General features: G+C 70.4%; 23 protein-coding genes. 14 read left to right on the top strand and 9 right to left on the bottom strand.

All coding sequences use genetic code 11. The features are described from left to right. Positions 1-31 precede the first annotated feature (31 nt). Genes urtB through urtE form a run of 4 tightly spaced genes read left to right on the top strand, consistent with a single transcriptional unit; the run spans position 32 to position 3,655 of the window. On the top strand, positions 32-916 hold the full coding sequence (gene urtB / locus A6048_RS13575) for an urea ABC transporter permease subunit UrtB (protein ID WP_107745944.1): 885 nt from the start codon (positions 32-34) through the stop codon (positions 914-916). Then, a complete protein-coding gene (urtC, locus tag A6048_RS13570; RefSeq protein ID WP_235027628.1) occupies positions 913-2,127 on the top strand; it encodes an urea ABC transporter permease subunit UrtC in 1,215 nt (404 codons plus the stop codon). Before urtB ends, urtC begins: the two co-directional genes overlap by 4 nt. Then, positions 2,124-2,957 carry an urea ABC transporter ATP-binding protein UrtD gene (gene urtD / locus A6048_RS13565; RefSeq protein ID WP_107745946.1) on the top strand — a complete coding sequence of 278 codons (834 nt, stop codon included), beginning with the start codon at positions 2,124-2,126 and terminating at the stop codon, positions 2,955-2,957. The genes urtC and urtD overlap by 4 nt, the downstream gene beginning before the upstream one ends. After that, the gene (urtE, locus tag A6048_RS13560; RefSeq protein ID WP_107745948.1) at positions 2,954-3,655 is read left to right on the top strand and encodes an urea ABC transporter ATP-binding subunit UrtE; all 702 of its coding nucleotides are present in this window, start codon (positions 2,954-2,956) and stop codon (positions 3,653-3,655) included. Before urtD ends, urtE begins: the two co-directional genes overlap by 4 nt. Positions 3,656-3,706: 51 nt before the next feature. On the opposite strand, the gene A6048_RS13555 is transcribed toward urtE, so the two are convergent. Continuing rightward, a complete protein-coding gene (locus A6048_RS13555; protein WP_107745950.1) occupies positions 3,707-4,348 on the bottom strand; it encodes a TetR/AcrR family transcriptional regulator in 642 nt (213 codons plus the stop codon). A 57-nt stretch (positions 4,349-4,405) separates the two neighbouring features. Here A6048_RS13555 and A6048_RS13550 point away from each other — a divergent pair, with 57 nt between their 5' ends. Beyond that, positions 4,406-5,647 carry a cytochrome P450 gene (locus A6048_RS13550; RefSeq protein ID WP_107745952.1) on the top strand — a complete coding sequence of 414 codons (1,242 nt, stop codon included), beginning with the start codon at positions 4,406-4,408 and terminating at the stop codon, positions 5,645-5,647. Positions 5,648-5,711: 64 nt separating this feature from the next. Here the strand turns inward: A6048_RS13550 and A6048_RS13545 are convergent, their stop codons facing one another. After that, entirely contained in the window at positions 5,712-6,551 is an 840-nt protein-coding gene (locus A6048_RS13545) for a hypothetical protein (RefSeq protein WP_107745954.1), read from the bottom strand. A gap of 324 nt (positions 6,552-6,875) precedes the next feature. Between A6048_RS13545 and A6048_RS13540 the strand changes: the two genes are divergently transcribed. Beyond that, positions 6,876-8,372 carry a DUF4389 domain-containing protein gene (locus A6048_RS13540; protein WP_107745956.1) on the top strand — a complete coding sequence of 499 codons (1,497 nt, stop codon included), beginning with the start codon at positions 6,876-6,878 and terminating at the stop codon, positions 8,370-8,372. Positions 8,373-8,390: 18 nt separating this feature from the next. Next, complete coding sequence (locus A6048_RS13535; RefSeq protein WP_107745958.1) at positions 8,391-9,533, top strand: DUF6544 family protein; 1,143 nt, start codon at positions 8,391-8,393, stop codon at positions 9,531-9,533. Positions 9,534-9,591: 58 nt separating this feature from the next. Here the strand turns inward: A6048_RS13535 and A6048_RS13530 are convergent, their stop codons facing one another. Then, a complete protein-coding gene (locus tag A6048_RS13530) occupies positions 9,592-10,263 on the bottom strand; it encodes a TetR/AcrR family transcriptional regulator (protein WP_107745960.1) in 672 nt (223 codons plus the stop codon). 81 nt (positions 10,264-10,344) lie between these two features. Here A6048_RS13530 and A6048_RS13525 point away from each other — a divergent pair, with 81 nt between their 5' ends. The 4 genes from A6048_RS13525 (at position 10,345) to A6048_RS13510 (ending at position 14,091) form a co-directional block, all read left to right on the top strand. Then, positions 10,345-10,821: a nuclear transport factor 2 family protein gene (locus tag A6048_RS13525; protein ID WP_107746626.1), complete on the top strand. Its 477-nt coding sequence runs from the start codon at positions 10,345-10,347 to the stop codon at positions 10,819-10,821. A 94-nt stretch (positions 10,822-10,915) separates the two neighbouring features. Next, entirely contained in the window at positions 10,916-11,644 is a 729-nt protein-coding gene (locus A6048_RS13520; RefSeq protein ID WP_107745962.1) for a sulfite exporter TauE/SafE family protein, read from the top strand. Between the two features lie 58 nt (positions 11,645-11,702). Continuing rightward, on the top strand, positions 11,703-12,596 hold the full coding sequence (locus tag A6048_RS13515; protein ID WP_107745964.1) for an SDR family NAD(P)-dependent oxidoreductase: 894 nt from the start codon (positions 11,703-11,705) through the stop codon (positions 12,594-12,596). 58 nt (positions 12,597-12,654) lie between these two features. Then, positions 12,655-14,091 carry an amidase gene (locus tag A6048_RS13510; protein WP_107745966.1) on the top strand — a complete coding sequence of 479 codons (1,437 nt, stop codon included), beginning with the start codon at positions 12,655-12,657 and terminating at the stop codon, positions 14,089-14,091. Positions 14,092-14,198: 107 nt separating this feature from the next. Here the strand turns inward: A6048_RS13510 and A6048_RS13505 are convergent, their stop codons facing one another. From A6048_RS13505 to A6048_RS13490, 4 genes are all read right to left on the bottom strand, one after another. After that, the gene (locus A6048_RS13505; RefSeq protein ID WP_107745968.1) at positions 14,199-15,800 is read right to left on the bottom strand and encodes an ABC transporter substrate-binding protein; all 1,602 of its coding nucleotides are present in this window, start codon (positions 15,798-15,800) and stop codon (positions 14,199-14,201) included. Between the two features lie 247 nt (positions 15,801-16,047). Beyond that, positions 16,048-17,652 carry an ABC transporter substrate-binding protein gene (locus A6048_RS13500; protein WP_107745970.1) on the bottom strand — a complete coding sequence of 535 codons (1,605 nt, stop codon included), beginning with the start codon at positions 17,650-17,652 and terminating at the stop codon, positions 16,048-16,050. Continuing rightward, positions 17,649-18,686 (bottom strand): ABC transporter ATP-binding protein, encoded by a 1,038-nt coding sequence (locus A6048_RS13495; protein WP_107745972.1) that lies wholly within the window; start codon positions 18,684-18,686, stop codon positions 17,649-17,651. The genes A6048_RS13500 and A6048_RS13495 overlap by 4 nt, the downstream gene beginning before the upstream one ends. Further along, complete coding sequence (locus tag A6048_RS13490; protein ID WP_235027255.1) at positions 18,683-19,735, bottom strand: ABC transporter ATP-binding protein; 1,053 nt, start codon at positions 19,733-19,735, stop codon at positions 18,683-18,685. The genes A6048_RS13495 and A6048_RS13490 overlap by 4 nt, the downstream gene beginning before the upstream one ends. A gap of 167 nt (positions 19,736-19,902) precedes the next feature. Between A6048_RS13490 and A6048_RS13485 the strand changes: the two genes are divergently transcribed. The 3 genes from A6048_RS13485 to A6048_RS13475 are packed head-to-tail and all read left to right on the top strand — an operon-like array spanning position 19,903 to position 22,760. After that, on the top strand, positions 19,903-21,021 hold the full coding sequence (locus tag A6048_RS13485; protein WP_107746628.1) for an ABC transporter permease: 1,119 nt from the start codon (positions 19,903-19,905) through the stop codon (positions 21,019-21,021). After that, positions 21,014-22,024 (top strand): ABC transporter permease, encoded by a 1,011-nt coding sequence (locus tag A6048_RS13480; RefSeq protein ID WP_235027257.1) that lies wholly within the window; start codon positions 21,014-21,016, stop codon positions 22,022-22,024. Before A6048_RS13485 ends, A6048_RS13480 begins: the two co-directional genes overlap by 8 nt. Then, positions 22,008-22,760 carry a TetR/AcrR family transcriptional regulator gene (locus A6048_RS13475; protein WP_235027258.1) on the top strand — a complete coding sequence of 251 codons (753 nt, stop codon included), beginning with the start codon at positions 22,008-22,010 and terminating at the stop codon, positions 22,758-22,760. The genes A6048_RS13480 and A6048_RS13475 overlap by 17 nt, the downstream gene beginning before the upstream one ends. On the opposite strand, the gene A6048_RS13470 is transcribed toward A6048_RS13475, so the two are convergent. Both A6048_RS13470 and A6048_RS13465 read right to left on the bottom strand, forming a co-directional pair. Then, positions 22,716-23,699: a formylglycine-generating enzyme family protein gene (locus A6048_RS13470; RefSeq protein WP_107745974.1), complete on the bottom strand. Its 984-nt coding sequence runs from the start codon at positions 23,697-23,699 to the stop codon at positions 22,716-22,718. The genes A6048_RS13475 and A6048_RS13470 overlap by 45 nt on opposite strands. Beyond that, positions 23,696-24,316 carry a TetR/AcrR family transcriptional regulator gene (locus tag A6048_RS13465; protein ID WP_107746631.1) on the bottom strand — a complete coding sequence of 207 codons (621 nt, stop codon included), beginning with the start codon at positions 24,314-24,316 and terminating at the stop codon, positions 23,696-23,698. Before A6048_RS13465 ends, A6048_RS13470 begins: the two co-directional genes overlap by 4 nt. Between the last annotated feature and the right edge of the window lie 102 nt (positions 24,317-24,418).

The following is a 24,418-nucleotide window of genomic DNA, read 5'->3' as shown; positions in this document are numbered from 1 at the left end:
GGGCGGGCGTACGCAGGAGAAAGGAGCCGGTGTGGACATCATCATCGGTCAACTCGCGACGGGACTGAGCATCGGCTCGATCCTGCTTCTCGCAGCGCTCGGGCTGTCCCTGACCTTCGGGCAGATGGGCGTCATCAACATGGCGCACGGCGAGTTCATCATGGCCGGGTGCTACACGGCCTACGTCATCCAGCAGTTCGTCGCCGCCTCCGGTGCGGGGCTGGCGATCTCCCTCGTGGCGGGGTTCGTGGTGGGTGGCCTGCTCGGTGTGATCCTCGAGGTGCTGCTCATCAGACGGCTGTACGCCCGGCCGCTCGACACCCTGCTCGTCACCTTCGGCGTCGGTCTGGTCCTCCAGCAGATCGCCCGCGACATCTGGGGAGCCCCCGCCGTCAACGTCGAGGTGCCCCCCTTCCTGCGAGGGAACATGGAGCTGCTCGGGGCGTCCGTCCCGTACACCCGCGTCTTCATCTTCGTCCTGGCCGTGACCTGCGTCGCCGCACTGATGGCGGCCATGCGGTTCACCCCGATGGGCCGTCGAATCCGGGCCGTCACCCTCAACCGTGATCTCGCCGAGAGCTCCGGAATCAACTCGCGCCGCAGTGACCTGACCACCTTCTTCATCGGTTCCGGCCTCGCGGGTGTGGCGGGCGTGGCCCTGACCCTCATCGGCTCCACGAGCCCCACCATCGGCCAGTCGTACCTCATCGACGCGTTCCTCGTGGTGGTGGTCGGAGGCCTCGGACAGCTGCGGGGCGCCGTCATCGCCGCCTTCGCGCTGGGGGTCCTGCACTCGTTCTTCGAATACTCCACGACCGCGTCCGTGGCGAAGGTGCTCGTCTTTGTGGCGATCATCGTCTTCCTCCAGATCCGCCCGCAGGGGCTGTTCGCCGTCAAGACCAGGAGCCTGGCATGACCGACACCGCCACCATCGGCACCACCACCCCGGACCCGGCCGAACCGGCGTCGGGCCGTCGGGGCCGTCCGCCACTCCTCCCGCGACCCGGCGCGCTGACCACCGACGGCGAACGACCCCGCTGGGTGTTCTGGGTCGCGCTCGCCGTGGCCGCGATCCTCATCTTCGGCGTCGCACCCGCGCTGCTGAGCGAGTTCCGGCTCAACCTGCTGGCCAAGTTCTTCTGCTACGGCATCGTCGCCACCGGCATCGGGCTGGCCTGGGGTCGGGGCGGCATGCTCACCCTGGGCCAGGGCGTGTACTTCGGCGTGGGCGCATACGCCATGGCGATGTACCTCAAGCTCGCCGACGCCCGCGAGCGCGGCGGGCCCGACGCCCTGCCCGACTTCATGCAGATCGCCGGCATGCGGTCGCTGCCCGGGTACTGGGAGCCGTTCGCCTCGCCGGTGTTCGCCCTCGCGGTGATCCTGCTGCTGCCGCCCCTGCTCGCCTTCGGGTTCGGATACCTGGTGTTCAACCGCAAGGTCAAGGGCGCCTACTTCGCCATCCTGTCGCAGGCTCTCGCGGCGGCCGCGGCGATCTTCCTGGTCAGCCGCCCCGAACTCGGCGGCTCCAACGGGCTCAACCGGTTCACCGGCTTCTTCGGCTTCGCGCTGTCGGATCCGGCCAACCGCCAGATGCTGTACTTCATCACCGGTGGCGCGCTCATCGGCGTGGTGCTGCTGGTGCGTCAGTTCATGCAGTCCCGCTTCGGTGAGCTGCTCGTGGCCGTCCGCGACCAGGAGGAGCGGGTCCGCTTCCTGGGCTACGACCCGGCGCTGGTCAAGTCCCTGGCGTACGCGGTCGCCGCCTTCGCGGCAGGAATCGCCGGGGCGTTGTTCGTCCCGATCGTGGGGATCATCTCGCCCTCGGCGATCGGCATCGCCCCGTCGATCGCATTCCTCATCGGTGTCGCGATCGGCGGCCGGGCGACATTGCTCGGCCCGGTCCTCGGAGCGATCGGTGTGGCCTGGGCGCAGACGACCTTCTCCGAGGCCTACCCGTCGCAGTGGACCTACCTGCAGGGCGTGCTCTTCATCGTCGTCGTGGGCTTCCTGCCCGGCGGTCTGGCCAGCCTGTTCGTCATCCGCCGGCGCCGCAGGTCCGCCGAATCCGGCCGCGCGACCCCCGCCACCACCGGATCCGCCCACACCCCAGAGGAGACATCATGACCCCCACCGCTGTGGCCACCGGCTCGACCGGGGCCGGCCGTGGCCGAGCCGGCGCCTCGACGGGTCGGACCTACCTGGAGGTCCGCGGCCTGACCGTGTCGTTCGACGGGTTCCGCGCCGTGGACGGGGTGGACCTCACGCTGATCCAGGGCGATCTCAAGTTCCTCATCGGCCCCAACGGCGCGGGCAAGACCACCGTCGTCGACGCCATCACGGGGCTGGTCCCCGCGACCGGGTCCGTCGACAAGACCGGGCAGCCGGTGCTGGGGATGAAGACGCACAAGATCGCCCGCATGGGGATCGGCCGCACCTTCCAGACGGCCAGCATCTTCGAGGACCTGACCGTGGAGCAGAACCTCGACATCGCGGCCGGTTCCGGTCGGGGTTGGCTGACCCTGCTCCGGCGCCGCCGCGGCCGCGCGACCGTGGTCGCCGAGACGCTGGACACCATCGGGCTCGAGCACCTGGCCGGCACCAAGGCCGGGGTGTTGGCGCACGGACAGAAGCAGTGGCTGGAGATCGGCATGCTGCTCGTCCAGGACTCCGACGTGATGCTGCTCGACGAGCCCGTGGCCGGCATGGGCGCCGATGAACGCAAGGCCACCGGTGAACTGCTCCAGCGCATCGCCGCCGACCGCACGGTGGTCGTGGTGGAGCACGACATGGACTTCATGCGGGACTTCGCCACCTCCGTCACCGTTCTCGCGGCCGGAAAGGTCCTCGCCGAGGGCACGGTCACCGAGATCCAGGCCGACCCCAAGGTCCAGCAGGTGTACCTGGGCACCGCAGCCGCCACCGGCACCGCACTCGAGGAGGAGTCAGAGACATGAGCCCACTACTGCAGATGTCGGGCGTGCGCGCCGGGTACGGCGGGTCCGAGGTGCTCCACGGGGTGGACCTCGAGGTCCCCGCCGGCGGCGTGGCCGCGGTGCTCGGGCACAACGGGGCGGGCAAGACGACCCTGCTGCGGGCCGCCGTCGGCCTGCTGCCGTGCAAGGGCGGCACGATCACCTTCGACGGCCAGGACATCACGGGTCTGAAGCCGCACGGCCGCGTGGCGCTGGGCATCGGCTACGTGCCGCAGGGCCAGCAGTCGTTCACCCAGCTCACGACCGCCGAGAACCTGCGGGTCGTGGCTGACGGTCGCAAGCGGGGGAAGGCGCTGATCGACGAGTCGTTGGACCTGTTCCCGGCGCTCAAGGAGCTGCTGGACCGGAAGGCCGGGCTGCTCTCCGGTGGGCAGCGCCAGCAGTTGGCCATCGCCCGTGCGCTCATCACCGAACCGCGACTGCTGGTGCTGGACGAACCGACCGAGGGCATCCAGCCCAACGTCGTGGCCGAGATCGAGCGGATCATCGTGGACCTGGCCTCGCGCGGCGACCTGTCCGTGCTGCTGGTCGAGCAGCACGTCGGGTTCTCCCTGCGGGCCTCGGACGTCTTCTACGTGGTGGAGTCGGGACGGGTCACCCACTCGGGCGCCTCCGACGACACCGCCGCCCACGAGGTCACCTCGGCGCTGGCGATCTGAGCGGGCGGGCCCCACGGCCCGCCCGCACGGGCGGATCGTGCCGGGCCGGCGTCACCGCGGTGCGGGCCGCGCCAGTCCCCCCGCGAGCCAGTCCACGAGGTCCGCCACGTACTCGCGGTGGGGTGGACCGACTTCGGGGGGATCGCAGGCCCGCACCGCGAGTTCGGCGGTGAGCATCACGATGAGCTGCCGGACCCGGTGTTCGGCGAACTCCCTTCCGCAGCGGGCGGTCGTGGCCGAGATCAGCATCTCCAGCTGGTCCTGCAGCGCGGTGTCCGCGACCGGCCCGGTGGTCACCGTACGACCGACCTCGGCCAGCGCCCCGACCTGCGCGATCACCCGGAGGGTCCAGCGGCCCTCGTCGTCGTCCAACAGGTCCGCCACCGGTGACACCACCCCCCGCACGATCTCCGGGAGGTCGGGGGTCGACGACGCCCACCGCTGCAGGTCGGCCCGCCGCTCGTCCTCCATCCGTAGGACGCCGCGGAGCAGCACGTCCTCGAGCAGCCCCATGCGGCCGCCGAAGTGGTAGTTGATCGCCGAGTCGTTGCCCTGTCCGGCGTCGCTGACGATGTCGCGTATCCGCGCCGACCGCCAGCCGTCGGAAGCGAATCGGCGCAGACCGGCCAGGTACAGGGCCTCCCGGGTGGCGGTCGATCGGGGCTGACGTGAGATGGCGGTGGAGCGGGGCACCCGCCCGAGTCTAGATCGCCCCTTCCCTTTGGTTAACAGCACGTGTTAAATGTGGCCATGAGTCCCGCCGCGCCGCCATTCGACCCGTTCGACACCGCGCACCTGGTCGACCCCTACCCCGGGTACCGGGTGCTGCGTGAGACGGACCCGGTCCACTTCCACCGCGGCGACGGCACGGCAGGCCGCCCCGACTTCTGGGCCCTGTCCCGCTATGCGGACGTGGACGCCGCCGTCTGCGACACCGAGACGTTCTCCTCCGCGAGCGGCCTGACCTTCTACCGCGACGAGATCGAGAAGCTGGGGCTGGCGCCGACCATCGTCATGATGGACCCGCCCGAGCACTCCGGGAAGCGGAGGCTGCTGGCCAAGGCCTTCTCGCCCAGGCGCGTCGCGGAGACCGAACCGCAGATCCGTGACTTCGTCCGTGGGCGGCTGGCGGAGATGGCCGGGAGGTACGACGACGACGAGGTCGTAGATCTGCACCGCGACTTCAGCTCGCAGATTCCGACATTCGTGCTGGCCCAGCTGTTCGACCTGCCTGCCGCGGACCGCCCGCGGTTCGGCCCGTGGGTCAGCGCGCTGACCACCCTGCAGGAGGAGGGATTCCGCCCGGCGGGCCTCGAGGGTGGGGCGATCGCGGCGGTGGCCGAGATGTTCGGGTACTTCGGTGAGCTGATCGCCGAACGGCGCGCGAACCCGGGCGGGGACCTCGTCTCAGCCCTGGCCGAGGCTCAGATCGACGGCGAGCGACTCACGGACTGGGACATCCTCGGTTTCTGCTTTGTCATCGTCGCCGGCGGCAACGACACCACCGGCAACCTCATCTCGCACACCGTGGCATTGCTCGACGCGCACCCGCGGCAGCGCGAGCTGCTCGTGGCGGACCCGGGGCTGATCCCCGGGGCGCTCTCGGAGTGCCTGCGATTCGAGTCGAGCGTTCAGGGGCTTGCCCGCACCACCACCCGGGAGGTCGTCGTGGGCGGGACCACCATCCCTGAGGGGGAGAAGGTGATGATGCTCTACGCGTCGGCCAACCGTGACGAGCGCGAGTTCGGCCCCACCGCCGAGCAGTTCGACATCACCCGTGAGATCTCCGGACACCTCAGCTTCTCCCGTGGTCCGCACTTCTGCATCGGGTCGCATTTCGCGCGTCTGCAGGCGCGGATAGCCGTGGAGGAGCTGTACGCCGCGCACCCGACGGTCGGGGTCGATCAGGGCGCCGCGGTCCGGGCGCTCTCGCCGTTCACGCGCGGGTTCCACTCGCTGCCCGCCACGGGGTTCGCGGCGCCGCGACACTGATGACAGACCCGCAACCCTGACCCGCTCGCTCCGACCCGCAACCCTGCCCCCCGCGTCCCTTCCTTCAGTGCTTCTCCTCGGTGGGGGCGAGGTCACCCGTGAACAACCGGCGCGCCTGATCGGGGTTCGCGAGGAGCGTGCGGGCGGCGGGATGGGCAGCGAGATGCTGGAGCGCCGGGAGCAGGGTGGAGAACGGGCAGGCCAGATCGCCGGTGGGGTAGTGGTCCTCGAGCCGGCGCGTGCGGGGGCGCCGGGTGTCTGAATGGCGGTCGACGGTGATCGCGGCCGCGTTGTACGCGCGCATGTGCTCCGGGCCCGAGGTGGCGGTGGACACGAGCGGAGCCTGCCTGATCGCGGCGATGTCGTCCCACGGGATGTGTGAGGCCTCCTCGCCCGCGCCCAGGACGAGCGCATCGCTGCGTAACTCGATGCGTCGCCGCCACGGTCGCTGCACCATCAGATACGTCAGACCGAAGGCGCAGAGCGCGGCGACCAGTGCCCACCCCACGGGCGACGTGCCGCGTGGGCCCTCGACCCCGCCCGCGGAACCGAACACGCCCGCGAGTCCCGCCAGGAACATCGTGACGGCCAGGGGCTGGGCTATGGTCAGCCGCCGGGCGGGGATCACCACTGCGTCCGGGGCCGGAGTCACCCGCACCGGCCACCCCTCGGTGACCTTGGGAATGGTGAGTCCGAGCGCGATCACCCCGATCGCTGCGGCGACGAGGGTCAGAACGGTGTTCTCGCCGGGAGCGGAGCCGAACGGCCACCATCGGGCCAGCGCCAGAGTGCCGGCAGCAGCCAGCGCGGCGGTCCCGAGTCTGATCGCCACGATCCGCGGGGTCCGACCGAGTCCGGGTGTGTACGCCATCGTCCCCTGCTCCAGTTCATGTTCGACACTCATGGTCTCCGGCCCTGATCGAGGAGAAACAGTAGGACGGGTCCGGCGTCGGTGGGGGTCTCTCCCCTCGGGGCCGGGACCGGGCCGGGGATGATCGGGGTCGAGGTCGGGGTCGGGGTTGGGGCCGGGGTTGACACTCCACAAGTAGTGCGCATCACGCTGGCTGTATAAGCGTAGAGTCATGCATTGAAGGCGGATGCGCTGGTGCTGGTGGATCCGCACCCTTCTCGTCAAGGACCCATCATGGCAACTCCACAGACTGCCCCATCCGGACCCTTCTCTACATCCGTCCAGGAGCCTCCTCGTACGCGCCCCCTGAACTGGGTCATGCTCGTCGCGGGGGTCCTCCTCGCCGCGTTCGGCCTCGGATTGACGGCGACGGGAGCGGCCCTCATGGTGGCCGAAGCCTCCCAGCGAGACGGTCGGTACGCCTACACCGACACCGACCGAGTCCAGACCGTCGGTCACGCGATCACGACCACGCCCCTCACGGTCCACGTCGACGAGGGTGTCAGCGTAGGCACGTTCAGCCTCGATGACCTGATCTCGCTCCAGTTGCGCGCGACGTCGGTGGTCCCCGATCAGGACGTGTTCATCGGCATCGCCGATGCGGCCGACGTCTCGGCCTATCTCAGCGATGTCCCGCACGCCGTATTCGGCGACGACCCGTGGGATACCGGCTACTCCGTCGACAATCCGATGGCGTGGGGTTCGGGGGCCGACGACGACACCGTGTTCGACGACACCGTGCTCGACGAGGTGCCCGGCACCCGCGCCCCCGAACCGCCCGCCGAGCAGGACTTCTGGACCCAGTCCGCCACGGGCTCCGATCAGCAGACGATCACCGTCGAACTGCAGTCCGGCGACTGGGTGGTCGTGGTGATGAACGCCGACGGCACGCGACCGGTGTGGGTCGACGTGCAGGTGGGCGCCCACACCGAGCTGTTCGGGCTGGCCAATCCCGGCGCCCTGGTCTCCGGGATCGTGGCTCTGGTGCTGGGGCTGCCGTTGATCCTCCTCGGCGCCGCAGGCCTGGGGCGCGACATCGACCGCGGGCCCGGCGTGGGCGTCCCCGGCGCTGCTGCCGGTCCCGACCCGCTGCGCCTGAGCGGTCACCTGGACCCCGGCGTCTCCCGCGCGATGTGGCTGATCAAGTGGGCGCTGGCGATCCCGCACTACATCGTGATGGCACTGCTGTGGTTCGGGTTGGTGGTCACCACCATCGCCTCGGGGTTCGCGATCCTGTTCACCGGCCGCTACCCGCGGTCGTGGTTCATGTTCAGCGTCGGGGTGCTGCGGTGGAACTGGCGCGTCGGGTTCTACGCCTACTCCGCGCTCGGCACGGACCGGTACCCACCCTTCTCGCTGGCGCCGGCCGACTACCCGGCCGGGTTGGACGTGGCCTACCCCGGGCAGCTCTCCCGCGGTCTGGTGTTGGTCAAGTGGTGGCTGCTGGTGATCCCGCACCTGTTCATCGTGGGGATCCTCACCGGAGGCGGAGCGGCCCTGAGCAGTGCCTCGGAGGACGGCGACGCCGGGTGGAACTTCTCGTTGGTGGGCCTACTCGTGCTGATCGCGGCGATCGGGCTGTTGTTCACCGGTCGCTACCTGCCCGGACTCTTCAACCTGATCGTGGGCCTGAACCGCTGGGTCTACCGGGTCGGCTCGTACGTGTTGCTCCTGCGCGACGAGTACCCGCCGTTCCGTCTGGACCAGGGGCCGGAGGAGCCGGTCGAACCCGAGCCGGGTGACGCCGGATCAGCGATGGGGCGGGGCGAGACCCCACCGGAACAGCCGACTGCCGGGGAGCGCCCTCGTAGCTGAGGTGGGAAGGTGACGGGAATGCTCACCGCACTGCGATGGATCGTCGTGGTGGTACTGGTCGGGCACGGTCTGCTCCACCTGCCGGGGGCCGCGAAGGGGTTCGGCTGGGCCGAGATCGCGCAGCTGACCCAGCCGATCGGCCCGGCCGGAGCCGCGCTCTGGCTGCTCGCCGCGCTCCTGGTGCTCGCCACCGCGGCGACCCTGGCCGTCGGTGCGCGGACCTGGTGGTGGGTCCTCGCCGCGGTGGCGGCGGTCGTCTCGCAGGCGGCGATCGTCACCTCGTGGAGTGATGCCAGAGCCGGCACCGCGGTGACCGTGCTGTTGGTGATCGTGGCCGGTTACGGGTTCCTCGCGGAGGGTCCGACCAGCTTCCACGCGCAGTGGCGCGACCAGGCCACCAGCGCGGTCCGCGGGCAGCAGGCGGACCCTCCGGTGCTCACGGAAGCGGACCTCGAGGTACTACCCGGCCCGCTGGCCACCTACGTGCGACGCACCGGCGCGGTCGGGATGCCCCGGGTCGTCAACGTCCACGCCGAGCTCCGCGGCCGCATCCGCAGCGGCCCCGAATCCGAGTGGATGCCCTTCACCGGCGAGCAGTTCAACACCTATGGCCCCCGGCCGCAGCGGGTGTTCCTCATCGACGCCACCAGGGCCGGACTGCCCGTCACCGTCCTGCACTCCTACGCCGACACCGCGGCCACGATGCGCGGCAGACTGCTGTCCCTCGTGACGGTCCTCGACTCCGCCGGCCCCGAGATGGACCGCGGGGAGACGGTCACCGTGTTCAACGACCTCGTGCTGCTGGCGCCCGGAGCCCTGGTCGACGCGCCGGTCGAGTGGACCGAGGTCGACCGCAACCGGGTCCGCGGGGTCTTCACCACCGGTGACCAGAGCGTGACGGCCGACGTGATCTTCGACGACTCCGGCGATCTCGTCGACTTCCACTCCGAGGACCGCCTCCGGGCGTCCGGCGACGGTTCTTCTTTCGCCCGCCAACCCTGGTCGACTCCCATGTTCGGGCGCCGCGACTTCCACGGCGTCCGGCTGCCCTCGGTCGGCGAGGCACGCTGGCTCGACCCGGAGACAGGGGAGTGGTTCACCTACATCGAACTCGAGTTCACCGATGTCGCCTACAACGTGCAGGAGGCGGACCTCGGGTAGGGGGCCCGTCCGCTCGGCGTCTGTCCGCTGCGTGCCCGGCCGATCAGCCTCTGACTACTCAGCCTTGTCCTGTCACGACGCGGGCGAGGAGGTCGGCGAGCTGTTCGTCGATGTCCTCCCGCCGGTCGGCGGGGATGTCGAGGGTGTCGAGTAGCGCGCCCCGCAACACCGGCCACGCGTAGACGGCGGTGAAGATCAGCAGTAGCTCGACGTCCCCGGCCGGAGGGGGAGAGGTCATCCGCCTCAGGGCGGCGGCCGGGCGTTCGGCGGGGTCGACCATCGGCGGGAACGCCGCCTCGCTGTCCAATGCCAACCACGCCAGGAGCCGGCTGATCTCCGGGTGTGCGGTGGAGCCGAGCAGCATGCCGCGCACGGCCTCGCCCGCATCGTCGAGGTGCTCGAGCCGCGCGGCGCCGAGGCGAACCGCCTCTTGCATGACGGTGGTCAGCAGGGCGTCCTTCCGGCCGACGTGCCGGTGGATCAGCCCGAGGTTGACGTCCGCGGCGTCCGCGATATCGCGCAGCGGAACGTGGGGGCCCCGCTCGGACAGCAGTCGCCGGGCCTCGCGCAGGACGGCGGAGCGGACCTCGTCGCGGCCCGTCGGGCGGGCTCGCGCGGCACCGTGTGCCCGGGCGGAGTCGGCGCCGGGAGCCCGGGTGGGGGCGGAGTCGGGCGGGGGCGGTCCGGGGAGGCCGTCCTCGTCGTCGTCGGATCGGTTCTCGCTTTCCATTCCCAAACTGTACACAATTGACTACAGTCTGGTTGACGGGTGTGGATTACGCGCCCCGCAACTCGTTCGAAAGGCCCGATGATGACCACCAACGACCGCCGCGACGACGTCGACGCGATCAAGTCACTGAAGTACCGCTACCTGCGCTGCGTGGACCTGCGCCTGTGGGACGAGCTCGCCGGGACCCTCGCGCCCGAGGTCTCGGCCTCCTACGGCAAGCGGCTGTCGTACACCGGCCGGGACGAGGTGGTGGCGGGGCTCAAGGGGCAGATGACCGACGACGTGATCACCGAGCACCAGGCCCACCACCCCGAGATCGAGGTGGACGGCGACACCGCCACCGGTCGTTGGTACCTGCAGGACCGGGTGATCGTCCCCGCCTTCGACACGATGATCTTCGGCAGCGCCTTCTACGAGGACACCTACGCACGCCAGGACGGGCGCTGGGTCATCACGAGCACCGGCTACAAGCGCACCTACGAGGCGATGATCAACCTCAAGGACGTCCCGAGCTTCCAGCTCACCGACAATCACCTCGCCCCCGCCGGCGGGCAGTGACGGCGCGGACGGACGGTGCGATCCCGACCCGGCGCGAGTGTGGCCGTGACGGTGGCCGGAACAGGGGCCGCCACAGGGGCCGTGGCGGTGACGCGTGGAGCTGACCGTCATCGCGGTGCTGTGCGTGGCGGCGGCCTCGGTGGTCGGAGGTGCCACCGGATTCGGCACCTCCCTCCTCGCCACTCCGTTGATGCTGATGGCGGGGATCGGCCTGGCCGAGACGGTCGTGGTGAACCTGGTCGTGGCCCTGGTCACCAGGGTGGGCGTCACCGTGCAGTTGCGCGATCACATCAACTGGCGGCGCGTGGCGGTGCTGGGACTGGCGAGCGTGCCGGGGGCCTGGCTTGGCGTGCAGACGGTCAACCTCCTCCCCGAGGAACACCTCAAACCGGCGGCCGGTGCGATCACCGTGCTGTGTGGGGTCGCGATGGCGCTGCCCGCGGCCAGGTCACCCCGGCCGCCCTCCACGATCGCGACCGCCCTCACCGGGGCGATCAGCGGGTACTTCTCCACCACCACGTCCCTCAACGGGCCGCCGGTCGTCCTGCTGCTCAGCCGGGCCAGGCTGCCGCCGATGGGCTTCATCGCCGACCTCGCCGGGTACTTCGTCATCACCAGCCTGGTCTCCCTCGCGCTGTTGTGGTCGGGCACCGAGATCGATGTCCACGCCCTGCTGCCCATGATCGTGTCCTGCACCGTCGTCGGCGTCCTGGCCAACCAACTCGGAATCGGCATCGCCATGCGCCTGCCCACCCACGTGTTCCGCTCCGCCGTGATCTCCCTCGTGGTGATCGCCGGCCTCGTCACCTTCGCCACGGCATGATCGCCGCGGCGCCCCGATCCGACTTCCACAGATTCCCGCACCGACCCCGGAGGACCCCATGACCGACACCACCGCACAGAACACCGAGAACGCCGGCGCCGAGAACGCCGGCGCTGTGACCTCGAACCCCGTGACCTCGACCCCCGTGACGCCGAACCCCGTGGCCGCTGCGGAACCGGGCGCCGCACGCGAGAACCGGTTGGCCGGCAAGGTCGCCATCGTCACCGGCGGCGGGCAGGGAGTCGGCCGCGGCATCGCGCTCGGGCTCGCCGAGTCGGGCGCCTCCGTCCTGCTGGTCGGCCGCAAACTGCGCAAGCTCGAGAAGGTCGCCGAGGAGATCCACGCCGCCGGGGGGACCGCCGACACCCTGTCGGCGGACATCATCACCGACGGCGCACCGGAGACGATCATCGCCACGGCCGTCGAGCGCTTCGGGGGAGTGGACATCCTCATCAACAACGCGAACATGGCCATGCCGCTGCCGCTGTCCGACTACCCGGACGACGACTTCCGCAAGGCCTTCGAGGGTGGCCCCCGCGTCTCCCTGAGCCTGATGAAGCTGGCCCGGCCCGAGATGGCCAAGCGCGGTGGCGGCACCATCATCAACCTCGTGACCGCCGCCGCCGTCCGGTGGGACGCCGCAAACTACGGCGTCTACTCCGCCGTCAAGGAGGCAGTGCGCGCCCTGACCCGCGCCGCCGCCTACGAGTGGGCGGCCGAGGGCATCCGCGCCCTCAACGTGGCGCCGCACGCCCACAGCCCCGGACTGGACTGGTGGATGGAGAACAACCCCGAAGAGGCCGAGGAGTTCGTGGCGAGCATCCCCGCGGGCCGCGTGGGCGACCCCCTCGAGGACATCGGCCGTCCCGTGGCCTGGCTGTGCTCGTCCGAGGCCTCCTACCTCAGCGGGGCGACCATCCCCCTCGACGGCGGACAGTCCCGCTGGGGCTGACCCCCGTCCCCGCCCACCACCCCGCCACCTCCGGTGCCCCGTCCCGAAAGGCCCCACCGTGAACGACACCCCCACCCCGCCCCGGCGCGACGCGCTCGCGCTGGCAGCGGACGTCCGCTCCGGCAGCACAGACCCCGCCGAGGTGCTCGAGCAGGCGATCGGCCGGATCGAGTCGCTCGATCCGGCACTCAACGCCATCGTCTCCACCCGGTTCGACGAGGCCCGGGCCGAGGTGGCGGCCGGTCTGCCGGACGGCCCGCTCCGTGGCGTGCCGATCGCCATCAAGAACCTCGGCACCGACGTGGCGGGGCAGCCCGCCACTGACGGTTCCCGGCTGTTCGCCGACGTCGTCGCGACCGTCGACAGCGCTGTCGTCCGGCGGTACAAGGCCGCGGGCATGGTCGTGTTGGGCACCACCAACGTGCCCGAACTCGGCAAGACCACCACCACCGAGTCGCTCCTGTACGGGCCCTGCCGCAACCCCTGGGACACCTCGCGCTCTACCGGGGGCTCCAGCGGCGGGTCGGCGGCGGCGGTGGCGTCGGGCATGGTGCCGGTCGCGCACGCCACGGACGGCGGAGGGTCGATCCGCATCCCCGCTGCGATGTGCGGGTTGGTCGGGCTCAAGCCCAGCCGGGGTCGGGTCCCGACCTGGCCACATCCCGCCGCGCTCGCGGCGCCGATCTCGTACCACCACGCCGTGACCACCTCCGTCCGTGACAGCGCGGCGTTGCTGGACGCGGTGGCGGGCCATGTGCCCGGTGACGCCTACGGTGCCCCGACCCCGCAGCGGCCGTTCGTGGAGGAGGTCGGGATCGACCCAGGGGTCCTGCGGATCGGGGTGATGCGCACCGCCCCGGGTCCGTTCCCGACCGACCCCGAGTGCTCGGCGGCCGTGGACCGGACGGCGTCTCACCTGTCCGGACTCGGGCACCAGCTGACCGAGGTGGAGCTGGGCATCGACGTGATCGAGTCGATGACGGCCCTCGGCGACATCATGGGTGCGAGCCTGCGCGCGAGCGTCGAGGACCGGCTCGCCGCGTTGGGCCGGGAGCTCCGCGAGGGCGACCTGGAACCGTGGACCCTGGCGATCCTCGACAACGCCGGTTCGCTGACCGCGCCGCGCGTGGCCCGCGCCCTGCAGACGGCCCAGCGCACCGGCTGGCGGATCGCCGAACTGTTCCACGACGCCGGCGTCGACGCGCTCCTGCTGCCGACGATGCCGGCCACCACCCCGGAGCTGGGCTTCCTCGACGTCACCGACCCGGGCTCCATGTGGACGCGGTCGTCGACGTTCTCTGCCGCCACCAGCATGTTCAACCTCTCAGGCCAGCCCGCGATCTCCCTGCCGGCGGGCACCGACGCCCGGGGCATGCCGGTGGGGGTGCAGCTGGTCGCCGACTACGCCCGGGAGGACATCCTGCTGAGGCTGTCGGGCCAACTCGAGGCCGCAGCACCGTGGCCGACGGTCGCCCCGGGTTTCACTGGTTGGTGAGCACCCGTTGGTGAGAACCGGTTGGTGAGGCAGGACGTGGTGTGACATACCGCGAAGGCCCCGGGACCCCGCCGTCACGGCGGGGACCCGGGGCCTTCAGCCGTCGGTCACTGCTTTACGTAGGCGCCGTCGAACATCATCGTCGAGAACAGGGTGGGCGCGACGCCCCTGACGGAACCGTCGACCACCACGTACTCCTCCGCGTTGGCGATCACCGCGAACGGCACCACGCGGTTGTAGACCTCCTGCAGGGCGTCCAGCGCCTCCTTCTGCGACTCCAGGTCCGGCGCCGCCTTGAACGCCGTGACCGCAGCGGTCAGCTCGGGATCGTCGACGCCGGAGAGGTTGAGCGATCCGCCGGGGGTCATGGCACTGGCGAAGGTGGACGCCGGATCGGCGTCAGACGGTGACAGCCCGCCCACGACCGCCTCGAAGTCGCTGGTGAACTGCCGTGCGACGACCTGCGCCACGGGCGCGCTCTGGATGGTCACGTCGAAGCCGGCGGCGTCCAGCAACGCCTTGATCGCCACACCGGTCTCCATGTTCTCGGGGCTGTCCGCCACCAGCAACGTGAGGGAACCGTCCCACTCGGGCCGGTCGGCCTTGACCTCGTCGACGAGGGTCCGCGCCTGCTCGACGTCGAACTGCGGTCCCTCGAGACCGTCGAAGAAGCGCGAGGACTCGGCGATGAGCGCGGCGGTGGGTTGTCCGAGCCCGCCGGTCAGACGCTGGTCGATCAGGTCTCGGTCGAGGGCGTGGGCGAAGGCCCGGCGGGCCCGCTCATCGGTGAGGACCCCGTCGTATCCGGCCGCGCCGGCATTGAGGTTGACGATCGACCCCGCACTGGTGATCACCTCGAACCCCTGCTCGCCCTCGTCCTGGGCGGCGGTGACGGTCTTGGCCCCGCGCAGGAAGCCCACCTGCAGTTCCCCGGTCTGGAACGCCTCGTAGGTGCCCTGGGAGCCGGGGATGCGGATGAAGCGCAGGGTGGGACAGACCGGACCGCCGTAGTAGTCCGGATTGGGCTCCAGCACGACCTCCTGGTCCGGGGTGTAGGACGCCACGGTGAACGCACCCGCACCGATCGGATCGCGCGCCCAGTCCTCGGGTCCCGTGGCCTCGTAGGCGGCCTCGGGGATCACCTCGCCGGCAGCGCCGGCGAGCAGGATCGGGAAGCCCGCCCAGGATTCGGCGAGAGTGAACTCGACGGTGAGCGGGTCCACGACGCGGGTCTGCTCGACCTGCATCGCGTCCGTCATGGCGTTGGAGCGCGTGGCCGGGTCCTTGTGCAGATCGATGGTGAACGCCACATCCTCGGCGGTGAGTGGGTCACCGTTGGAGAAGGTGACCCCGTCGCGCAGCGTCAGCGTCCAGACCGTGTTGTCGTCGTTCGACTCGAGGGACTCGGCGAGCTTGGGCTCGAACTCCTCGGCCTCCGGGTTCCACCGCATGAGCCGGTCGTAGACCGCGGCGGACTCGGCGGCCCCGCGGACACCGAACATCCCCTGGCCGGGCGCGAAGGTCGGGAGCATGGCGTACTCGCCCACGGTGATGGTCCCGCCGACCCGGTCCTCGGTGCACCGCTCGGACTGGTCCGGGGCGGTGGCGCCGGACGCGGATCCGGTGGACTGGGTGTCACCGCCTCCGCAGGCGGTGAGGGCGAGGGTGGTCGCGGCGAGGACGGCCAGGGCGCTGGTGGCGCGGGTCATCTGTTCTCCTGGTGGATCTGGTGGGTGGGATGGGGGAGCGGTGGGCATGGCGACCCTCCGCATGGTCGGTGGTGCACGTGGAGGTGTGCGCGTGGAGGTCGTGAAGGCAAAGGGGGGCCCCGGGCGGCCTCGCCGAAGGGCGAGAGCCCGGGGCCCGTGGGGCGGAGTGGGGTCTGCCGGTCACGGCCGGCGGGGATCACTCCTGGTCAGGAACCACTCCTGGACCGGTGTCACTTCCGATCAGGTGTCACTCCTGCACGTAGGCGCCGTCGTAGAGGACCGTCGAGGCCACGGTCGGGGTGAGTCCGCCGACGGTGTCGGAGACCGTGACGTACTGCTCGGCGTTGGCCATCACGGTGAACGGCTGCACCTCGTTGAAGACCTCCTGGAGGCGGGTGAGCGCCTCCTTCTGGGCGTCGACGTCAGCAGCGGCCTTGAGGTCGTTGACGGCCGCGGTGAGCTCCGGGTCGTCGATCCCGGTCAGGTTGGTCGCACCGTCGGGGAGCATGGCGCTGGCGAAGGTGGATGCCAGATCGGCGTCCGTGGTGGACAGTCCACCGATCACGATCTCGTAGTCACCGGTGAACTGGCGCGCCGTGACCTGCGAGACAGGGGCGTTCTCGATCACGACGTTGAACCCGGCCGCGTCCAACAACGCCTTGGCCACCACCCCGGCCTCGATGTTCTCGGGGCCGTCGGAGATGAGCATGCGCAGGGTGCCATCCCAGTCCGGGGTGTCCGCCTTGAGCTCCTCGACGATTGCCTTGGCCGCGTCGACGTCGTACGCCGGGCCCTCTTGGCCGTCGTACAGACGGGAGGTCTCGGCGACCAGCGCTGAAGTCGGCTGACCCTCGCCGTCGTACAGGCGCTGGTTCCACAGGTCGCGGTCCATCGCGGCCGCGACGGCCTGGCGGGCACGGACGTCGGTCAGGACGCCGTCGTAACCCGCCTTGCCCGAGTTCATGTTGAGCACCGAGCCGGAGCTGATGATCTCCTCGAAGCCGCGGACGTCGTCACTCTGGGCCATGTTGACGAACGTGGCGCCGCGCAGGAACCCGACCTGGACCTCGCCGGTCTGGAACGCGTCGTAGGTGCCCTGGGATCCGGGGATGCGGATGAACTTGAGAGTCGGGCAGACGGGCCCGCCGTAGTACTCCGGATTGGGCTCGAGCACGACCTCCTGGTCCGGGGTGTAACTGGCGAGCGTGAACGCGCCGGCGCCGATCGGATTGCTGGCCCATTCCTGCGGGTCGGCTGCCTCGTAGGCGTCCTGCGGGATGACCTCACCGACGGTCCCGGCGAGCGCGACGGGGAACCCGGACCACGGGTTGGCCAACGTGAACTCGACGGTGAGCGGGTCCACCACCCGGGCGTCCTCGATCTGCATCGCGTCGGTCATCGCGACCGACCGGGTGGCGGGATCCTTGTGCAGGCCCACCGTGAACGCGACGTCCTCGGCGGTGAGCGGGTCGCCGTTGGAGAAGGTCACGCCGTCGCGGAGCGTCAGGGTCCACACGGTGTTGTCGTCGTTGGACTCCAGCGACTCGGCGAGCTTGGGCTCGAACTCCTCGGCCTCCGGGTTCCACACCATCAGTCGGTCGTAGACGGCCGCCGACTGGGCGCCGCCGCGGACGCCGTACTGGCCCTGGCCGGGCGCGAAGCTGGGGAGCATGGAGAACTCGCCCACGGTGATCGTGCCGCCGGCGCGGTCCTCGGTGCAGCGCTCGGACTGGTCCGGCGCCAGGCCCTCCCCGCCGGCCGCAGCTGACGAGTCGTCCCCGCCTCCGCCACATGCGGTCAGGGTCAGGGTGGCCGCCGCTAGTACGGCCAGGGCGCTGGTGGTGCGCTTCATCGGTTCTCCTCGAGAGGGTGGTGGCACGCGACCTGGTGGCCGGGTGCGATGACGGTCAGCTGTGGGCGTTCGGCGGCGCAGATCTCGGTGGCCCGGGGGCACCGGGTACGGAAGCGACAGCCGGACGGGGGGTCGAGCGGGGAGGGCAGCTCCGAACTCGTGGCGGTGATCGGCGACTCGCCGAGCGTGTCCGCGAGGGTGCCGCCGAGCGTGGGAGCCGACGAGATGAGCAGCATCGTGTACGGGTGGGCGGGCGCCCGGTAGAGGGACGACGTGTCGGCCACCTCGCACACCGTGCCCAGGTACATCACGGCCACCTGGTCGGCGATGTTGTGCACCACCGACAGGTCGTGCGAGATGAAGACCATCGTCAGCCGGTAGCGCTCCTTCATCTCCTCGAGCAGGTTGAGGATCTGCGCCTGGACGGAGACGTCGAGCGCGGAGACCGGCTCGTCGCACACCAGCACCTCGGGCTCGAGTACCAGTGCCCGGGCCAGGGCGATGCGTTGGCACTGGCCACCCGAGAACTCCGACGGGCGTCGGTCGCCGGCGTGCTCGGGGTCCAGGCCCACCGCCTCGAGGGCCGCGTCGACGCGGCGCCGGATCTCCTCCCGGCCCCCGTCCGTGCCCTGGATCTCCAGGCCCTCCGCCACGATGTCCCGGACCTTCCGGCGGGGGTTGAGGGAGGAGACGGGGTCCTGGAACACCATCTGGATCATCTTCCGGGCCCGTTTGAGCGACGCCCCGGACAGCGAGCACAGGTCGGTCTCGTCCACGACCACGCGGCCGGAGGTGGGCCGGGGCAGTTGGAGCAGCGCCCGGCCGAGGCTGGACTTGCCGCAGCCGGATTCGCCGACCAGTGCCAACGTCTTACCGCGGGGGACGTCGAGGGAGACGTCCGAGACGGCGTGGACCGTGCCCTTGCGTGTGTGGTACTCCACGGTCACGTGGTCGACGACGAGCTTGGCGTCCCCGGGCCGTCCCGCGTCCGGCGGGGTGGGCGCGTCGGCGACGTTCTGACTGGAGCCGGTCATGAGGCCTCGCTGCTGGTGCGGTGGTGGGCGGGGACGGTGGGATGGAGGCATCCGACGCGGTGGACGACGGTCTCCGTCGGGAGGGCGGTGGAGCCGGCGGCCAGATCTTCGAGAGGGGGGTCGACGACGAGGCAGTCGTCCGCCACCCGTGGGCACCTCGGGGCGAACCGGCATCCCGGGGGCATCTCCCGCAGGTTCGGCGGACGGCCCTCGATCACGGTGAGTCGGGTGTGCGGCGGCAGGTCCGGCCGCGGGATCGAGTCCAGCAGCGCCCCGGTGTACGGGTGCGCGGGCTCGTCGAGCAGCGCCCGGGTGTCGCCCACCTCGAGGAACCGCCCGGCGTACATGACCCCGATCCGGTCGGTGTGCTGCGAGACCACGGCGAGGTCGTGGCTGACGAGGATCATCGCCATGTCCCCGTCGGCCTGCAGCCCGTGGAGGAGGTCCAGGATCTCGTGCTGCACCGTCACGTCGAGCGCGGTGGTGGGCTCGTCGGCGATGAGCAGCTTGGGAGAGCACGACAGGGCGATCGCGATTCCCACGCGCTGGCGCATTCCGCCGGAGAGCTGGTGGGGGTACTCGCTGAGCCGGTTCCGTGGCGAGGGGATGCGGACCCGTTCGAGGAGCTCGACCGCGCGGTCGGCTGCCTCCCGGCGGCTCAGCCCCAGATGGTGCCGCAGCGGGTCGATGATCTGCCGACCGATGGTCCGGATGGGGTTGAGCGAGGTGAGCGGGTCCTGGAAGACCATGGCGATCTCGCGGCCCCAGAACTTCTGCGCCTCGCGCTGGGACAGTGCCAGGACGTCCCGGCCGTCGAAGCGGACCGTCGACGCGGGATCCACCCGGGCGGTGGTGGGGGCGATGCCCATGATCGAGCGGACGAGCATCGACTTGCCCGAGCCGGACTCGCCGACGATGCCGATGGTCTCGCCGCGTCGGAGGGAGATGTCGACCCCGTCGACGGGCGTGATGCGTCCACCGGGGGTGTCGATGTGGGTGCGGAGGTTCCGGACCTCGAGCAGCAGGTCGTCCCGGTCGTTCGACGACACGGTTCTGCGGGGTGGTGCGGCGGCGATGACAGCCTCCTTGGTGTGATGGTCCGGTCTAAGTCATCTACTTAATCCGTCTTGCTGTGACGAGTATCACGGCATATGGTGTCTACGTCAAGACGAGTAAGCAACCGCCTTAGGCGGTGTCTCAATCGAAGGGTCTCTACGTGCTCAGGTTCATAGGCGAACGCGCTCTACACGCGGTCGTCGTCGTCGTACTCGCCGCGACCGGCGCGTTCTTCCTCATGGAGGCGGTGCCGGGTGACTCCGCGGCCTCGGCCGTCGGCCCAGGGGCCACCGCGGAGCAATATCAGTTGGCGAGGGAGGAGCTGGGGCTGGACAAGCCCGTGTGGACCCGGTTCGCCGACTGGGTCGGGGGGCTGGCCTCCGGCGATCTCGGCAACTCGCTCATCCCGCCCAACCAGTCCGTGTCTGAGATGATCGGCAACGCACTGCCGGTCACCATGCAGCTCGCGTTCCTGTCGATCATCCTGTCCCTGGCCATCGCGGTGCCCGTCGCCGTGTGGTCGGCCTACCGCCGCGGCGGGGTGTTCGACCAGGTGGCCTCGATCGTGGCGTTCGCGTTCATCTCGGTCCCCAGCTTCGTGGCCGGCCTGCTGCTGATCTACCTGTTGGTGTTCAACCACTCGTTGGCGCAGCAGTTGATCCTCGGCGCGGCTGTGGTGATCGGCCTGGCGGTGGCGTTGTCCCCGCTCGGCAGGCGCGGCGGACGCGGCGCGCCCGGGGTGATGTGGGGTCGTGCCCTGCTCGGTGGCTTCGCCGTGGGTGCGGTGCTGGCACTGCTGGCCCTGTTCCTCCCCGAGTTCCCGCGGCAGGGCTACGTGCCGCTGGCCGACGGGTTGGGTGAGAACCTGCGGAGCATCGCCCTGCCGGCCATCACGCTCGCGCTGATGGAGGTCGCGATCTTCACGCGTGTCCTGCGGACCGACATGATCTCCACCCTGCAGCAGGACTTCGTCCTCTCTGCTCGCGCCAAGGGCATGCCCACCCGGCACGTCCTGGTCGCGGAGGCACTGCGGCCGTCCACGGTCTCCATCATCACGCTGGCCGGGATCAGCCTGGGCCGCCTCATCGGCGGGACCGTGGTGGTCGAGCGGCTGTTCAACCTCCCCGGGATGGGCAGCATGATCGTCGACGCCGTACAGAACGACAACCTGCCCGTCGTACTGGGCGGGGTGATCGTGATCGCCGTGTTCTACGTTCTGGTCAACATGACCGTCGACGTCACGTACGCACTCATCGACCCGAGGATCCGCCGTGGCTGACACCGAATCGACCCGCTCCGACGCCGACCGCTCCGACGCCGATCGCGCCGACGCCACCCGTCCCGGGGCCACCCCCGCCGATGCGGCAGCCGGTGGCCCCAGCTCGACCGCCCCCGTCATCACGGACCCCACCGTGGCCGCGGCCACCCCGGTGCGCCGGCGACCGCGGATGCCGCGGATATCCGGACTCGGCACCGCACTGGCCCTCGGCTGGACGATCATCATCGTCCTGGGTGCGCTGGTCGTGGACTTCCTACCGCTGAGCGAGGCGCGCGATCCGTCCCTGGCGCTGATGACCCCGTCCACCCTCGCTCCCGATCTGCTGTCGGAGCACCCCCTCGGCACCGACAGCCAGGGCCTGGACATCCTGGGAGGCCTGCTCTACGGCGCCCGGGTCTCCCTGGTCGTGGGTATCGGCGGTGTTCTGGTCGGCGCCCTGATCGGTGGTGCGCTCGGCCTGGTGGCCGGTTACCGGGGCGGGTGGACCGACCGCATCGTCTCCATCATCACCGACACCCTGCTGGCGTTCCCGTCGCTCATCCTGCTCATCGCGATCGTCACGGTGCTCGACCCGACGCTGCCCAACATCACCCTCGCCCTCGGGATCATGGTGGTTCCGGCCTACGCGCGGCTCGTCCGGGCCAACGCGATGAGTTTCGCCGGTCGCGAGTTCGTCACCGCGGCCCGGTCGCTGGGGGCGGGCGAACTGCGGATCATGCTGCGGGAGGTCACGCCGAACATCGTCCAGCCGGTCTTCTCGTACAGCTTCATGCTCGTCGCCGTACTAATCGTCGCCGAGGCCTCACTGAGCTATCTGGGGCTGAGCATTCCCCGGCCGGAGCCGACGTGGGGCAACATGATCAGTGCCGGTCAATCCGATTTCCAGCGGTATCCCTACCTCGTCGGAGTGCCGGCGATCGTGCTGTTCCTCACCGTGTTGAGCTTCAACCAGCTCGGCGAGGCGGCAGGAAGGAAGTGGAGTCCCGGTGCAGCGAAAATCTGATCGCGGCGAGGTCCCTACCCAGGGCCGCGACGGTGCCTCCACGGAGGTCAAGGACAACAGGGACGCCAAGACGGCGATGATCGAGGTCGCCGAGAAGCTGATCGGCGAGCGGGGTCTCGACGACGTGTCGATGCGCGACGTCGCCACGGCCGCCGGTCAGCGCAACAACTCGGCGGTCCAGTATCACTTCGGTAGCCGCGACGGGCTCATCCTGCAGGTCCTGCGTCGACGGCTCGTGGCGCTGGATGCCGAGCGGCAGAAGCGGTTGGCGGCGGCCGACGAGCAGGGGTTGGGCGCCGACCTCTCCACCCTCGTGCAGGTGCTCTTCGAGCCGATTGTCGAGCTCCTCCGCGCTCAGCCCGAGGCCACCTACTATGCCCGCTTCCTGCAGCGCGTCGGCCCGGTCATGGCGCCCGGGATCCCGGAGGCGGACCTGCGCACGGCCACCGACGACGTGGTGGTGCGGCTGATCGACGTGCTCTCCCACCTGCCGCGACGGGTGGCCTTCGAGCGCATCGACCTGGCGACCCAGATGTTCACCGGGGCGCTGGCGGTGTACGAGGACCGCCGGGACGCCCGCAACACCGTGGTCAACACCCGGTTCGAGGACGTGGTGGCCCACCTGTTCGACATGACCGAGGCCGCCCTGAGGGCCGGGGTCGGGACGCGGGACGTGCCCGCCGCACCGTCCTCACACGTCGCGGACACACCGGAATCCGAGGTTGGCAGTCGCTGAGTCGGTGGTGTTGGCCGACCGGGCCGAGACCCGGTAGCGGTAACAGTAGGAGTCGTGGCAGAGGTAGGAGCCTCCCCTCATCACCCGCCATGTCCCGCCGTCCGGTCCCTGACCGGAGCCGGGGCCCAGCGGGTCGTCGACACCGGAGATCCGATACCACCGGGGGTCGAACACGTCCGAGCACCACTCCCAGACGTTCCCGACCATCTGCCGCAGCCCGTAGGAGTTGGGTCGGAACGCCCGAACCGGAGCGGTGGTGAGGTAGCCGTCTTCCAGGGTGTTGTGAGTGGGGAACGCGCCCTGCCAGACGTTGAGATTCCACCGTGCCCGCGGGGTGAGTTCGTCACCCCAGGGAAACCGGGCGCCCTCGAGTCCGCCCCGCGCCGCATACTCCCATTCCGCCTCGGTGGGGAGGCGGGCTCCGGCCCATTCGCTGTAGGCCGTCGCGTCGTTCCAGGACACGTGGACGACCGGATGGTTCTGCACCTCGGTTATCGAGGATCGGGGACCCGCCGGGTGCCTCCAGTCCGCGCCGCGGACCGCCAGCCACCAGGGGGTCGTGTCCAGCCGGTGCAGTACATCAGCCGGCGCGGCCTCTACGGCGAGGTGGAACACGGGGGAGACCCCGACCTGCTCCGCCTCGGTCACATACCCGGTCTGCTTGCAGAACGTGGCGAACTGGGCGTTGGTGACCGCGCACTCGTCCATGAGGAATGGGTGGAGCCGGACCTCGTGGAGCGGCAGCTCCCCGTCGTCCGGATAGCCTTCGTCGAAGTGGTCGCCCATCACGAAGCGGCCGCCCGGGACGAGCACCTGTCGGCGGGGGCGGCCGGCTGCGGCTCCGGCCCGCACTCTGGGTACCGGATCCACGCGGGTGGGCGCGTCCGGACGGAGGGACGGTCGCGGTCCGGTGGGGGCGCAGCACGATCCCATCGTCATCCCCCCGACCCGGATCCTGACCCGGATCCCGGCCCGGACGCCGACCCGGGTTCAGAACCCGTCACGATCTCGGCCAACAGGTCCGCCATCCGCGAATCGACCCCATCGCGCTCGGCGGGCGCGAGCTCGAGCACGTCGAGGATCTGCTCGCTGAGCACCGGCCATGCGTAGACGACGGTGAGTGCCAGTGCGAGGTGCAGGTCACTCGCCGGTGGCGGGTCGGTCATGCGGGCGACCGCCCGGGCGGGCCGGGTCGAGGTGTCCAGGAGTGGTCGCCCCACCGCGCCGGGGTCCAGCGACAGCCACACCAGGAGGCGACTGAAGTCCGGGTTGGCCGCGGCGCCCAGCAGCATGGACCTGAGGGCGTCGCCCGCGTCGTCGCGGGAGCCCAGTCTGGCGGTGCCGTGGCGCAGACCCTCCTCGAGCACGGCGGAGAGCAGGTCGTCCTTGTTGCCGACGTGCCGGTGGATGAGACCGAGGTTGACCCCCGCGGCCTCGGCCACCTCTCGCAGCGAGGCGCGCGGTCCACGTGCCGCGAAGAGTCGGCGGGCGGTGCCCAGTACGGCGCGGCGAACAGCGTCGCGTCCGACGGGCCGGTCCGGTGTCGGGCGTTCCATGGCCTCCACTGTAGACGATCGTCTACAGTCGTCTTGTGTAGACAGTCGTCTACAGGGCGGTGGTCGTCACCGTCATGCCCCTCCGCAGGCCCCGACAGAGGC

Source organism: Dietzia psychralcaliphila (assembly GCF_003096095.1).
Lineage (GTDB): Bacteria > Actinomycetota > Actinomycetes > Mycobacteriales > Mycobacteriaceae > Dietzia > Dietzia psychralcaliphila.
Note: the sequence above shows the minus strand (reverse complement) of the source record. Positions and strands in the feature narration are given on the sequence as shown.